Source organism: Peribacillus simplex NBRC 15720 = DSM 1321 (genome assembly GCF_002243645.1).
GTDB lineage: Bacteria > Bacillota > Bacilli > Bacillales > DSM-1321 > Peribacillus > Peribacillus simplex.
Genome location: NZ_CP017704.1, coordinates 3,005,570 through 3,020,083, shown reverse-complemented (window position 1 = coordinate 3,020,083; position 14,514 = coordinate 3,005,570). Strand labels below are relative to the sequence as shown.

Genomic DNA, 14,514 nt, shown 5'->3' with positions numbered 1-14,514 from the left:
ATGAAAAAAAGGGCGAAACCGTGATTTAGCGTTAGGCGTTTGTGTATATCTTTTTCAGCTTCCATAAAAGGATATCCCGTAAGAATTCCGGTAATAGGTAATTCTTGCGATTGGAGCGCTGGATACTAGGAAAGAAGTGCCCAAACGTGAACATATCAGGTATTGCCAGTTTATAGGACTTATCCGTCTGCAGTTTCTCTCCTTTTATAAGGATCCCTTTTACGATTCCATTCTCCATTTCGTTAAATTCAATTTGATCATAATGCATGGCTCCCATGATTTTTCCGCGGAAACCGAAACCTTTCACCTGAATATGAGGCCACTCCTCATTTCTCGATTGCATTAAGATTTCTTTTAATTCATTCCCATTAACTTCAACGACGCAAGGATTGATGGGATGTGGACAGATTCTGTGAATATCCCCTATTGTGACAGGTCCCTTCGGCAGCCCTTCGAGCAGAAGACCAGCATTCAAAAAGGAACAATCCGCCTGACTCCACTCCCTTAGGGCCTCCCCAAGGATTTCCGTCAATGGACTTCCTTTGAACCAATCATTATCCAGTGCTTTTGGTAAGTCCACTGCAACCTGTTTTAGCGTTTCCCCTCCGGCCTGGTGTATCTCTTCAATCCATGCCCGTTCATTCTCCAATTCTAAAAAGTCATTGGTATCATAAAGAATGGCACTCTTCTTGCTAATTTTCTTTTCCTGATTGACGGTCATTTCCACCTGTCCAACAAAGAAACCATATTTCCCTGCACCGCAAAGGAGTGTATCATTGATCAATTTACCCTGGTGGAGGATGTGGTGGGTATGCGCGCCAAGTATGATGTCAATCTCCGGAAAGTCCTCTGCCATCCTCTCATCATCATGGATGCCCAGGTGGGAAAGGATGATGATTACATCCGCCTCTGTTTTGACCCTTTCGAGCTGTGCCTTTAACTCCACGAATGGTTCTGTTATTTCCCAGCCCATCGCAGAATAAAACTTTTGAAAAAAGGCTGTCAAACCTATCATGGCAATCTTGGTGCCTTTTACCGTTGTATGTATCCAATATGGCAGCGCCCATTCCGGCCTTTCATTATCACCGTAATAAATATTGGCTGCCAAGACCTTGAACTTTGCATGATCATATAAGGAGTCTAACGCATCATGAGGTAAAGTGATCCCTTCATTATTGCCGATGGTCACATATTGGTAGCCCGCTTCATTCAGCAGTTCAATATTTCCTTTACCCAACGTACCTTCTGTATATGGATGCCAGCGGTCCACATGATCGCCTAAATCAAGTATGATCGCTTCTTCTCCCGTTTCTTGATGAAGTTGTCTTCTTTCTTTAAGAAACTTATCAATACGAGGCCAATTCTCAAAATGACTATGGAGATCATTGGTGTGATATAAATGAATGATTTCTGACATCATTTCTCCTCCTCGTTCATCCTGTAATACCTTGGTATATTAGTCGTAAACCAATGATTATCAGCACTATTTTCAACATATTTTCCAGCGAAGCACTCTTTAGACGCGTATTGATGAGTGCCCCCAATTTAGCACCGAACCATGCACCCGGAATTAGGGCAAGAGCATATGGCCAATTTACATTTCCAAGGGAAATATGCGTAATCGAATTAGTGATGGAAGATAGAAATACCATGAACATCGAAGTCGCTACAGCCATATGCGGAGGAAAGAAGAAAAGAAGCATCATGACGGGAACCATTAGGGCTCCACCGCCAATTCCAAATAACCCGGAGCTGAATCCCACGACAAAAGATATCAATACAGCTAACAGGGGGTGGTAACCATAAGAAAATGAATGTCCATTTTCAGTTTTATACGTCTTAACTATTTTCCCTTTTCCAGGCTTGAAAAGCATTGGCTTCAAACGATTTTTCACTAATAACACGATAGCCATGAAAACCATGAAAATTCCAAAATACAAAGAAAAAGCTTCGGCGTTAAGGTTTTTATTCACATAGGCCCCTATTATTCCACCAGGTGCACTGCCAATAAAAAAGATTAAGCCGGCCTTATAATCCACCACTTTATATTTTAAATAAGATAAAGTGGAAGATAAGCCGGTAAAAATCATGATTACAGTTGAAACACCTACGGCGACCTGAGGAGTCAGCTCATCGATAATATTTGTAGATGTACCTAAATATAAAAGAGAAGGCACAATGATGATGCCGCCGCCCAGACCGACAAGAGCGCCGATGGATCCCGCTAATAATCCAATACCCACTAATACTAACCAAACCATGAAGAAATCCGCCTTTACCTGTTTGTGAGGATATAACCTCTACTAGCTTGTCACATCATCTCTTTATTAATTATATAATTCCTTTTAAAACAAACCAAGCTGCTTAGGAGCCAGTCCTTCATATTCTATACCAAGCAACTCAATCATTTGTTTGGCATTATCAGCGGCATCTCCGCCTGAGTTATTATTGAACAGGACATATATCTCCTTGGATTCCTTTTCCAATATCCTGATTTTCTCCACCCATTCAATCAATTCCTGATGATTATATCTATATAAGTACCTGACCTCACGCCAATTATCCCCCGAAGAAGGCCTTTGCCAACCATGCAGGTTACGGCCATGAAAGCGTATCAGGGTTTTATCTTTATGGGTAGCATGCAGAACGACAGGAATGGATCCCTCTCCAGCCTGCGGCTCATCGCATACAGTATGGATCCAGCCTTCCTTTTCGATAAAGTCCAAAGTTTTCTGGGCTACGCCGGGTCTGTACCAGCTTTGATTCCGAAATTCTATAGCAGCTGGAATATTGCCCATTTCAGCTTTGCACCATCGCAGGTAATTCACATTTTCACGTTTACAATCAAACCATGGCGGAAACTGAAATAAGACCATCGCGAGCTTGCCGGACTTCTGATATGCTTCCAGAGAGTCGCGAAATGCCTTGAACATTTCCTTCTTACTTTCAAATGGGATTTCCCCACGCTGATGTCCTGTCATCCCTTGATAGGCTTTTACGACAAACTGGAATGATGCAGGCGTCTCGGATACCCACTTTTCACTGTTCCTCTTTGGCTGGACTGCATAAAATGAGGCATCCACCTCCACAACGGGAAAATGAGCCCCGTACTCTTTAAGTTTATCACGTTGGGACACACCGCCATGATACAAACTATCTTGATCACCCCAACCGGTCACACCAACATAAATCATCTGCATCATCACTCCTTCGGGACAGGCCCCATTTCCTGACTTCTTTCTTTTGTTATTTTTTACCCTTATTGAGCCATATCTAATCTTTAGACTAAGGTGTCGAATATCAAAACAAAAAGCCTGCCAGACAGACCCGGCAGGCTTTTGTATGAATGGTTATCCTAAATCGCCTTACAGGCAGGCCAGTCGGTTATTAGCCGATGGATCCTTCCATTTCGAACTTGATCAGACGGTTCATTTCGACCGCATATTCCATTGGAAGTTCTTTTGTAAATGGTTCGATGAAGCCCATTACGATCATTTCCGTTGCTTCTTGCTCAGAAATTCCGCGGCTCATCAAGTAGAACAATTGTTCTTCAGATACTTTGGAAACCTTCGCTTCGTGTTCAAGGGAAATGTTATCATTCAAGATTTCATTGTAAGGGATTGTATCAGATGTAGACTGATTATCCATGATTAATGTATCACATTCAATATTGGAACGAGCTCCATCCGCTTTACGTCCGAAATGAACGATACCACGGTATGTTACTTTACCGCCCTGTTTAGAAATTGATTTTGATACGATAGTTGAAGATGTATTTGGCGCTAGGTGAATCATTTTTGCTCCAGCGTCTTGGTGTTGGCCTTTGCCGGCAATGGCAATGGATAATGTCATACCGCGGGCACCTTCACCTTTCAAGATGACAGCTGGGTATTTCATTGTCAATTTGGAACCGATGTTACCATCGATCCATTCCATTGTTGCGTTAGCGTCACAAACCGCACGTTTCGTAACAAGGTTAAACACGTTGTTTGCCCAGTTTTGGATCGTCGTGTAACGGCAGTAAGCATCTTTCTTAATGACGATTTCAACAACCGCACTATGAAGGGAGTTAGTTGTATAAACCGGAGCTGTACAACCTTCTACATAGTGAACGGATGCGCCTTCATCAACAATGATTAGCGTACGTTCGAATTGCCCCATGTTTTCAGAGTTGATCCGGAAATATGCTTGAAGCGGAGTATCCACTTTAACGCCTTTTGGTACATAGATGAAAGATCCACCTGACCAAACTGCCGAGTTCAATGCCGAGAATTTATTGTCAGTGGGCGGGATCGTTTTTCCAAAATGCTCACGGAAGATATCTTCATTTTCACGAAGTGCTGAGTCCGTATCTTTAAACACGATACCTAAATCTTCCAATTCCACTTTCATGCTATGGTAAACCACTTCTGATTCATATTGAGCAGATACACCAGCAAGATATTTCTGTTCGGCTTCAGGAATTCCTAATTTATCAAAAGTCTGTTTGATTTCTTCAGGAACTTCATCCCAAGACTTCTCTGATTTCTCTGATGGTTTAACATAGTATGTGATTTCATCAAAGTTCAGGCTCTGCATGTCGCCGCCCCATTGAGGCATTGGCATGTTGTAAAAATGCTCCAATGATTTCAAACGGAAATCAAGCATCCATTGCGGTTCATCCTTCATTCGAGAAATTTCTTCCACGATTTCTTTTGTCAGACCACGCTTTGAACGGAAGATGGAAACATCTTTATCCGCAAAGCCATATTTATAATCGCCGATTTCAGGCATTTTCTTTGCCATAGCTCGTATTCCTCCATTTCAAATGGCTGAATTACAACAGCTCATTTTAATTTAATTATTCCTTCAATCCCTTTTCCATGGCTTTCCAAGCTAGGGTCGCACACTTGATTCGGGCTGGGAATTTAGAAACACCTTGAAGGGCTTCAATATCCCCAAGGTCCATCTCATCGTCGTATTCTTTTCCCTGAATCATTAAGGAAAAAGTCTCGGACATCGCTAGAGCAGTATCAACGTCTTTGCCCTTAATAGCTTGAGTCATCATGGATGCCGAACTCATGGATATCGAACATCCATCACCATCGAATTTAACATCGCTGACCTTGCCATCTTCAATCTTCATCGTTAAACGAATCCGATCGCCGCAGGTTGGATTATTCATATCGATCGTCATGCTTCCATCTTCTAGCATGCCCTTATTACGTGGTTTCTTATAGTGATCCATAATGACTTGACGGTAAAGTGTATCTAAGTTATCAAAAGACATTACTGAAATACTCCTTCGTTTTAACAAGCCCGGACACAAGCTTATCAATATCTTCTTCCGTGTTATATAGATAGAAACTTGCTCTTGCTGTCGATGATACGTCAAGCCATTTCATTAATGGCTGTGCGCAATGATGACCGGCACGGACAGCAATTCCATCTGCATCAAGAACGGTAGCGACATCATGTGGATGTACATCATTAATATTAAAGGTTACTACACCCGCACGCTTTTCTGCATCTTTAGGACCGTATATGGTCAGCCCTTCAACTGCTGACATTTTCTCCATTGCATAAGCGGCGAGTTTATGTTCATGCCGTTCAATATTATCCAAACCGATTTCTTCCAAGAAATCAATTGCAGCCCCAATGCCGATGGCTCCGGCAATGATCGGGGTACCGCCTTCGAATTTCCACGGGAGTTCTTTCCATGTAGACTCATACAAACCTACAAAATCAATCATCTCTCCGCCGAATTCAATCGGCTCCATTTTTTCCAGAAGCTCTTTCTTGCCATATAATACGCCGATACCAGTTGGACCGACCATTTTATGACCTGAGAAGGCAAAGAAATCACAATCCAAATCACGGACATCCACTTTTAGATGCGGCGTGCTTTGTGCCCCGTCCACTACCATTACAGCATTGTGTTCATGGGCAATTTTTGCGATTTCCTTCACAGGATTGATAACACCAAGTACATTCGAAACCTGCATGATGGAAACGATTTTCGTTGCATCCGTAATTGTTGCCCTCGCATCATCAACGGAAATCGTTCCATCCTCTTGAAGTGGAATATATTTCAGTACAGCGCCTTTTTCTTTGGCAAGCTGCTGCCACGGAATGATATTACTGTGATGCTCCATGTAAGAGATGACAATTTCGTCACCCTCTTTAACATTTGCTCCACCGTAACTTCTTGCTACAGTATTTAAAGAAGTCGTTGTGCCTCTAGTGAAGATGATTTCTTCTGTAGAAGAAGCATTAATGAATTTACGTACCTTTTCACGTGCACCTTCATACGCATCCGTAGCTTTTGTTCCTAGTGTATGCACCCCGCGGTGAACATTCGAGTTGTATCCGCGGTAATATTGCTCAATCGCTTCAATCACTGCAGCCGGTTTTTGAGAGGTTGCAGCACTATCTAAATAAACTAATGGCTGACCATTGACTTCTTGATCTAATATTGGAAAAAGCTTACGAATTTCGTATGGGTTCATTACTGTACTTTCCTTTCAATGACCGCTACTAATTGTTTTTTAACTCCCTCAATTGGAAGCTGGTTAACAACAGGGGCCAAGAATCCGTGAATGACAAGTCTTTCTGCTTCTTTCTTTGTAATACCACGGCTCATTAAATAATACAGTTGAAGCGGGTCAACACGACCGACGGAAGCAGCATGACCAGCCGTTACATCATCTTCATCAATCAAGAGGATTGGATTGGCATCTCCGCGTGCTTTTTCACTTAACATCAATACGCGTGATTCTTGTTCGGCATTAGCCTTTGTAGCACCATACTCTATTTTCCCAATTCCATTGAAAATGGAGGATGCTGCGTCTTTCATGACACCGTGCTTAAGGATATAGCCCTCAGAGCGTTTGCCAAAATGAATGATGGCTGTCGTAAAGTTCTGTTTTTGTTCCCCGCGTCCAACTACAACGGATTTAGTATCACCGTGTGAGCCATCGCCCATTAGATATGTTGTATTATCTGAAATCGTATTTCCATCGTTCATCAGGCCAAGTGCCCACTCAATACGAGCGTCACGTCCTGCCACTCCACGACGGTTAACATATGTCGTGAAGCCTTTTGAAAGGGTATCGACCGCTCCGTATTCCACTTTGGCATTCGCATTTGCAAATACCTCCGTTACGATGTTGGCAATCCCTTCGTTAGACTCAACGCTTGAGAAGTAGTTCTCTACATATGTGACAGAGCTATTATCTTCCGCTACGATCAAAACATGGTTGAAAAGTGTAGTATCTGGATTATCCAACAGGAATACCGATTGAATCGGTTCTTTGATTTCTACATTTTTCGGAACATAAAGGAATGCTCCCCCATTAACTAATGCAGCATGAAGTGCTGTTAAACGGTGTTCATCTATTTTAACGCCGTCTTTCATGAAATATTTTTGCACGAGCTCAGCATGGTCACGAGCCGCTGTTAAAATATCCGTGAAGATGACGCCTTGTTCTTTCACATTTGCTGACAGATTGATATGTGCCGGCGTATTATTGCGTTGAATGTATAAGTTTTCATTTTCTTCAATGATGGATTTAATTTCTTCCGGAAGCTCCTCTAAAGAGGCAAAAGCTTCACTGTCAACAGTATGTGTCTGGAAAGAAGTAAAATTCCATTTATCGATTTTCGTTTTATCCGGCTTTGGCATCGGGAGCTTTTCTAATTCAGAAAACGCTTGAATCCGAAGCTCGGATAGCCAAGCTGGATCATTATTTTTAGTTGAATAGGAGCTTATATCCTCTTGTTCAAACGGTAATTTCGTTTCTGTAGTCATTGCAAATCCTCCTACTTACGCTTCTTCGCCAACAGTTTCGTCTTCAATGCCCAATTCTTGTTTAATCCAGTCATAGCCTTCCGCTTCCAAGCGGGCAGCAAGTTCAGGACCGCCTGATTTTACGACACGTCCTTGCATCATAACATGTACAAAATCAGGAGTGATGTAATTTAATAGACGTTGGTAGTGAGTGATGATCAAGCATCCAAAGTCTTCTCCGCGCATTTCGTTGATTCCTTTTGATACAACTTTAAGTGCATCGATATCTAGACCTGAATCAATCTCATCCAAGATTGCAATTTTAGGTTGGATCATCATTAATTGAAGAATCTCGTTACGTTTTTTCTCTCCGCCTGAGAAACCTTCATTCAAATAGCGTTGCGCCATATCTTCATCCATTTCAAGGAATTCCATTTTTTGGTCCATTTGACGAATGAATTTCATCAATGAAATTTCATCGCCTTCTTCACGGCGTGCATTAATGGAAGAACGTAAGAAGTCAGCATTTGTAACACCGCTGATTTCACTTGGATATTGCATAGCTAGGAATAGACCGACACGAGCGCGCTCGTCTACTTCCATTTCCAATACATCTTCACCATCGAATGTGATGCTTCCGCTAGTTACTTCATATTTAGGGTGACCCATGATCGCTGATGATAAAGTGGATTTACCAGTTCCATTTGGTCCCATGATCGCATGGATTTCTCCACCTTTGACTTCAAGGTTTACCCCTTTTAAAATCTCTTTACCTTCAATTGATACGTGAAGATCTTTAACCGTTAATGTAGAAGCTGACATAATAATACCTCCGTGAACTAATTCCAATTTTATTACCAGAAAGTAAAGATTACTTTCTTACCTATAAATTTACGTAAAAGCATTCTCACTTTATTCTCATTCCAATTTTATAACAAATCCAATTTAGAATCAACTATATAGATAGGGGTTTCCACTTCTTCCATGTTAAAAACCTGTCCTAATCTTACCATACTAACAGATATAGCCTTATTACTGCATATTCATACTTATTTTAGCCTTTGTTAAAATTATCTTATTATTCGGCAAATCTCCGTCCTTATTAATATATGTTCGAAGAATTCGATTGCAAGGTATGAACGTACTGCTTTAAAAAGAAAAAAAATCGGACTGTTAGGTATTATGTAAGTTTATCCAATAAGGAAACCCTTATTTTATGGACCACTTTCCATTTTACCTCTACAGACCGATCTTTTAAAGAACTCTTTTATATGCTTAGCCGTGAATTTTGCGTTGTAGGTCCTGGACCATTTTGTTGCACTTTACATGTTCCCTATCCCGTTCTTTCTCAACCTCGATACGGAGGTCTAAGTTTCTACTGTACTCACTGTAGCCAATCCCATGTGAAGACTGCATCGCCTTTTCCATTTCGCTTGTTACATTTAAATCTAGAGTATTGATAGTGAACCATCCTTTCAAATTTGTGTATCATTTTATTACCTTCATTATCTCTATACCCTTCACTTTCATGATTAAACATAAAAAAACGACCTGAATTAAATCAGGCCGCACACTGTAGATAAACTGGATGATAATTGAGTTTGTCTACAGTTTTTTTAGGTTTTTATAATTTGAACGTTACTTGGAACGTAGGGCACTCGCTTTCCGCGGGCGGTCCGGGAGCCTCCTCGGCGTTTAAGCGCCTGAGGGGTCTCCCTTGGACTCACTTTTGCCGCAGGAGTCTCGTACCTTCCGTTCCAATCCACTAAGATTAAACAATCAGATAGAACCACTTTTGCACACAGTCTTTATTTGTTCCATGCGTAAAACGATGGAAGAAGTTGAAATCAACATGATACCGTTGGTTTTTAGGTTACGGTTCCCATGATAAAGCGCCTCACTTCTCTAAGTTGGGGAAAAATTATGAGCGACGTATTATGTGAATGATGAACGAAAAAACAGTTTGCCTATTCATTTCATGCGGCAGCAGACCGTAACGGATTTGTGTAGGGGACGATAGTAACACCCGGAAATACGCCTGGTAGTCGTATCTTAGAGCCTCTGGTTGAACATGTGATTGAGTATGGTGGAAAACCTGAAGCTGTTGCTGCAGATGCAACAAAACACCAGCTTTACCCTATACACGTCCTCAAACAAAGGAAGAATTCTTCCGCAATCATGACTATATGTAATATGAACGTTTTGATTGTTATCTCTGCCCATCGGCGATATTTTAAAGCACTCAACAACAAATAAAGAGGGCTATCGTGAGTACACATCGCTTTAACTGCCTCAAATCCAATAAAATCAAAAAGGTTTCGGAATGAGACTATTCCGAAACCTTTTTGTCTACAAACTGCGACCTGAATTAAATCAGGCCGCTATCCTTGAATTATTTATCCGCCGGTACAACTGCACCTTTGTATTCCTTTAGAATAAAATCTTGAATTTCTTTAGAATGTAATACTTCTACTAGCGTTTTGATTTCTTCTTTATTTTCATCACCTTTGTTTACAGCAATAACGTTAACATATGGTGATTCCGAATCTTCAATTGCAATCGAATCTTCAAGCGGATTCAATCCAGCGTCAATCGCATAGTTGGAGTTGATCAGGACGGCATCGCCTTCGCCGCTTTCATATATTTTAGGAAGCAGGGCCGCTTCATAATCAGCATCGAATTTAAGGTTTTTCTTATTTTCAACGATGTCTTTAGTTGTAGCTGTCGTTTTATCGATGCCTTCTTTTAATGTAATCAGGCCATTTTTTTCTAATAGAGATAACGCACGTCCGTGGTCAGCAACAGAGCTGCTCATAATAATTGTTGCGCCTTCCGGAAGTTTATCAATGCTTTTATACTTTTGTGAATATAGAGCAATCGGCTCGATATGAATTCCGCCAGCATTAACGAAGTCATATCCATTTTCTTTAATTTGCCCCTCTAAATATGGAATGTGTTGAAAGTAGTTAGCATCCAATTCCTTATCATTCAACGCCTTATTCGGTAAAACATAGTCCTGGAATGTTTCGATTTCCAATTCGATTCCTTTTTCTTTAAGAAGCGGCTTAGCTTCCTCAAGGATTTCAGCATGCGGAACATTGGATGCCCCTACAACTAATTTCTTCAATTCTTTTTCCGTATCGCTGCCGCTTTTATCCTTTTCACTTCCACAAGCAGCCAAAGCGAAAGATAACACTAAAATTAATGCAAATCCTAAAAACTTTTTCATCCTATTCATCTCCCTTTATCTTTTGTCCAATTTAGATGTAATCACATCTCCAATAATTTGAATTATGAAGACGATAATTAGAATAACGATAGTCGCTACAAGCGTAACGTCATTTTGATTTCTTTGATAGCCGTCCAAATAGGCTAGATTACCAAGCCCGCCTGCGCCGATGACCCCGGCCATTGCGGTATATCCAACCAATGCAATCGACGTTACCGTAATCCCGGAAATAAGGGCAGGCATCGACTCTGGAAGAAGGACCTTCCAAATGATCGTGCTCGTTTTTGCCCCCATCGATTTAGCGGCTTCAATTACACCTTTATCGATTTCACGAAGGCCGATTTCAACCATACGCGCATAAAATGGGGCCGCACCGATAATAAGTGCCGGCAGTGCAGCGTTCTCTCCGATCATGGAACCGACAAGCGCTTTAGTGAAAGGAATGAGCAGCACGATCAAAATAAGAAATGGAATGGAACGGAATATATTAACGACAGCACTCATGATCCCGTTGACTGCCCGGTTTTCCCACATATTACCCTTCCCTGTCAGGAACAGGATCAATCCTAATATTATGCCTATAAAAAAGGTTGCTACTACAGAGATGCTTGTCATGTAAAGCGTTTCTTTCGTTGCTTCAATAATGTCTTCCCAATCAATATTCGGCAATAATTCTTCAAGCATGAGTAATCACCTCCACGCCTACCTGCTGTGCTTTAATGAATTCGATTGCGCGGAGCATTTCATCCTCTGTGCCATCAAGATGGATAAACAATGTTCCATATGAACCGCTTCTTGTTTGGGATATCTTACCTTGAACGATATTGACATCCAACTCGAAGTTACGTACAAGCTTGGTGATCAACGGGCTTTCTGCATGATCACCTACAAAGGTCAATTGAATCACTTTGCCTGCAGGATAGCGTTCGAGCAAATGGTCCATCGTTTCTTTCGTTTCTTCTGGTTCCGTTACTTGTTGCACGAAACGCTTCGTCATTTGTTCTTTAGGATTCTTGAAAACATCAAGGACAGGACCCTGTTCAACAACTTGCCCGCTTTCCATCACTGCGACGCGATGACAGATTTTACGTATTACATGCATTTCATGTGTTATCAAAACGATCGTCAATCCCAGGCGCTGATTGATGTCAACAAGCAATTCGAGTATTGAGTCGGTAGTCTGTGGATCCAATGCAGAAGTCGCTTCATCACAAAGCAGCACTTTAGGATCATTTGCCAGAGCCCTGGCTATCCCCACCCTTTGCTTCTGCCCTCCGCTTAATTGTGAAGGATAGGCCTTTTCCCTGCCTTCCAGTCCGACTAACTTGATCAATTCGTTCACACGCTTGGTTCGTTCAGTTTTAGAAACTCCTGCAATTTCCAATGGGAAAGAAATATTCTCCTGAACGGTCCTTGACCATAATAAATTGAAATGCTGGAAAATCATGCTGATTTCTTGACGGGCCTTACGGAGCTGAGCCCCTTTAATTTTTGAAATTTCCTTCTCAGCCACCACAACGGATCCCTCTGTGGGTGTTTCCAATCCATTGAGCATTCTGATCAAAGTACTTTTCCCCGCACCACTGTAACCGATGATACCGAAAATCTCGCCTTTATTTATTTCAACATTCACATTATTTACAGCCTTGATCGTCTCACTGTTTCCTTTTCCTGTACGGAACAGTTTACTGACTTTCGTCAATGTAATCATTAATCCTCACCTCTTTTATCCAATAAAACCTATGAACTTAGTTAATTTCTCTACATTATTAATTTGTTTCCACTACCATTTTTTCTGTTCATACAAAAGTTTTCCCCAATTAAAATAGAAAAAACCTTTCTGCATGAGCAGAAAGGCAGGTGAAGAAACAGGCCTTCCTCTCATCTTCCAAAGTGATTAAACTTTGTGTGAATTGGCACCTTTCCAAGGAAATCTCCTTGTCGGTTGCCGGGTTTCATCGGGCACATCCCTCCACCTCTCTTGATAAGAGCTAATATATAGAATATTTTGTACATCATTAAGTTCTTTAGTATGGTGAAATTTTATCATAGATAAAAAAGGAGCGCAATGTATATTATTTCTAGTACAAGAATGAACAGGAACTTTGCTTAAACCGTTTTGGAAGACAAGGAGACGATATTCGTCGCTTTTTCAATGGCCTGCTCCAAATCTTCTATTAAATCGGCTACATTTTCAATCCCAATGGATAAACGGACTTGATCAGCACTCACACCCGCTTTCGCAAGCCCCGCCTCATTCAATTGTTGATGGGTCGTACTGGCTGGGTGAATGATCAAGCTCTTCGCATCCCCTACATTCGCTACATGGGACCATAATTCCACCGAATTGATAAGTTTTGCCCCAGCTTCGCGATTACCTTGAATTCCAAATGTAACGACCGATCCAGCTCCCTTTGGCAAATATTTATCCGCAAGGGCTTTATCGGGATGATCCTCATCACCAGGATGTGAAACCCAGGTCACGGCAGGGTGGTTTTTTAAATACTTAATGACAGACTTGGTGTTTGATATATGTTCTTTCATCCTTACATGCAGCGTTTCAAGTCCAAGCGTAAACTGGAATGCACTTTGGGCACTTAGCGCAGGGCCTAAATCACGAAGTAACTGGACTCGGGCTTTCGTTATGAATGCGGCAGGTCCAATTGCCTCGGCGTATACCAGACCATCGTAACTTGGGTCAGGCTCCGTGAAGCCAGGGTAGTTTGGCGAGTTCCAATCGAACTTCCCTCCATCCACGATGACACCGCCCAGCGTCGTTCCATTTCCCAGAAGCCATTTTGTAGCAGAATGGATGACAATATCCGCTCCAAAATCAATTGGTCTGCATAGATATGGTGTCGCGAAGGTATTATCAATGATTAAAGGTATGCCTGCATCATGGGCGATTTCCGCTACCGCTTCAATATCGAGCACCCTCAAACTTGGATTTCCGATCGTTTCAGCAAAAATGGCTTTAGTTCTTGGCGTAATTGCCCTTTTGAAATTTTCAGGGTCATCGGGAGAAACGAACTTCACTTTTATTCCATATTTAGGAAGAGTATTTTCAAAAAGGTTATACGTACCGCCATATAATGTAGAGGCTGAAACAATCTCATCCCCTGCAGCGGCAATATTCAGGATTGAAAGTGAGATGGCAGCCATTCCGCTTGATGCTGCCAATCCACCGATACCGCCTTCCAATAAGGCCATTCTTTCCTCAAAAACGCTTACCGTGGGATTATGGAGTCGTGTATATATATATCCATTCTCCTTTAGGCCAAATAAATTCGCTGCATGGTCGGTGTCTTTGAACAAGTATGCATTGCTTTGGTAGATAGGAACTGCACGGGCACCTGTTTCATCAGTTTGCAGACCGCCATGAACACTCAATGTTTCGAAACGCAACTTTTTCTCTAACATATGTTTTCTCCTCTTTTTCTATGGATTTAGTTAGAATTATATGAAATCTGGCCTTTTATAAACAAAAAAACCACTTCAATAAGAAGAGGTTTCAAGA

13 protein-coding genes, 1 pseudogene and 1 riboswitch are annotated in these 14,514 nt (G+C 41.6%); of the genes and pseudogenes, 1 reads left to right on the top strand and 13 read right to left on the bottom strand.

The features are described from left to right. Positions 1–31: 31 nt before the first annotated feature. From BS1321_RS14400 to BS1321_RS28900, 9 genes are all read right to left on the bottom strand, one after another. Entirely contained in the window at positions 32–1,417 is a 1,386-nt protein-coding gene (locus tag BS1321_RS14400) for a bifunctional metallophosphatase/5'-nucleotidase (protein ID WP_063234029.1), read from the bottom strand. 16 nt (positions 1,418–1,433) lie between these two features. Beyond that, positions 1,434–2,261: a sulfite exporter TauE/SafE family protein gene (locus BS1321_RS14395; protein ID WP_063234028.1), complete on the bottom strand. Its 828-nt coding sequence runs from the start codon at positions 2,259–2,261 to the stop codon at positions 1,434–1,436. Between the two features lie 84 nt (positions 2,262–2,345). Further along, positions 2,346–3,194, bottom strand: coding sequence for a DUF72 domain-containing protein (locus BS1321_RS14390; RefSeq protein WP_063234027.1), 849 nt, complete (start codon positions 3,192–3,194; stop codon positions 2,346–2,348). A 193-nt stretch (positions 3,195–3,387) separates the two neighbouring features. After that, positions 3,388–4,785 (bottom strand): Fe-S cluster assembly protein SufB, encoded by a 1,398-nt coding sequence (gene sufB / locus BS1321_RS14385; protein ID WP_061465485.1) that lies wholly within the window; start codon positions 4,783–4,785, stop codon positions 3,388–3,390. A gap of 55 nt (positions 4,786–4,840) precedes the next feature. Continuing rightward, complete coding sequence (gene sufU, locus BS1321_RS14380; protein ID WP_034310148.1) at positions 4,841–5,269, bottom strand: Fe-S cluster assembly sulfur transfer protein SufU; 429 nt, start codon at positions 5,267–5,269, stop codon at positions 4,841–4,843. After that, complete coding sequence (locus BS1321_RS14375) at positions 5,259–6,488, bottom strand: cysteine desulfurase (RefSeq protein WP_063234026.1); 1,230 nt, start codon at positions 6,486–6,488, stop codon at positions 5,259–5,261. Before BS1321_RS14375 ends, sufU begins: the two co-directional genes overlap by 11 nt. After that, positions 6,488–7,789 (bottom strand): Fe-S cluster assembly protein SufD, encoded by a 1,302-nt coding sequence (gene sufD, locus BS1321_RS14370; RefSeq protein WP_063234025.1) that lies wholly within the window; start codon positions 7,787–7,789, stop codon positions 6,488–6,490. The genes BS1321_RS14375 and sufD overlap by 1 nt, the downstream gene beginning before the upstream one ends. Before the next feature lie 15 nt (positions 7,790–7,804). Further along, complete coding sequence (gene sufC, locus BS1321_RS14365) at positions 7,805–8,590, bottom strand: Fe-S cluster assembly ATPase SufC (RefSeq protein ID WP_034310141.1); 786 nt, start codon at positions 8,588–8,590, stop codon at positions 7,805–7,807. 453 nt (positions 8,591–9,043) lie between these two features. Continuing rightward, the gene (locus tag BS1321_RS28900) at positions 9,044–9,184 is read right to left on the bottom strand and encodes a YuzK family famiily protein (RefSeq protein WP_472673127.1); all 141 of its coding nucleotides are present in this window, start codon (positions 9,182–9,184) and stop codon (positions 9,044–9,046) included. 517 nt (positions 9,185–9,701) lie between these two features. Between BS1321_RS28900 and BS1321_RS28165 the strand changes: the two are divergent. Next, positions 9,702–10,049 (top strand): annotated as a pseudogene (locus BS1321_RS28165) (IS5/IS1182 family transposase); the annotation flags it as partial. 111 nt (positions 10,050–10,160) lie between these two features. Here BS1321_RS28165 and BS1321_RS14355 read toward each other — a convergent pair. From BS1321_RS14355 to BS1321_RS14340, 4 genes are all read right to left on the bottom strand, one after another. Then, positions 10,161–10,997: a MetQ/NlpA family ABC transporter substrate-binding protein gene (locus BS1321_RS14355; RefSeq protein ID WP_063234024.1), complete on the bottom strand. Its 837-nt coding sequence runs from the start codon at positions 10,995–10,997 to the stop codon at positions 10,161–10,163. 15 nt (positions 10,998–11,012) lie between these two features. Beyond that, complete coding sequence (locus BS1321_RS14350; protein WP_063234023.1) at positions 11,013–11,681, bottom strand: methionine ABC transporter permease; 669 nt, start codon at positions 11,679–11,681, stop codon at positions 11,013–11,015. Continuing rightward, positions 11,674–12,708 (bottom strand): methionine ABC transporter ATP-binding protein, encoded by a 1,035-nt coding sequence (locus tag BS1321_RS14345; protein ID WP_063234022.1) that lies wholly within the window; start codon positions 12,706–12,708, stop codon positions 11,674–11,676. Before BS1321_RS14345 ends, BS1321_RS14350 begins: the two co-directional genes overlap by 8 nt. 167 nt (positions 12,709–12,875) lie before the next feature. After that, positions 12,876–12,988: riboswitch (SAM riboswitch) on the bottom strand. A gap of 118 nt (positions 12,989–13,106) precedes the next feature. Then, on the bottom strand, positions 13,107–14,417 hold the full coding sequence (locus BS1321_RS14340; RefSeq protein WP_174524175.1) for an O-acetylhomoserine aminocarboxypropyltransferase/cysteine synthase family protein: 1,311 nt from the start codon (positions 14,415–14,417) through the stop codon (positions 13,107–13,109). Between the last annotated feature and the right edge of the window lie 97 nt (positions 14,418–14,514).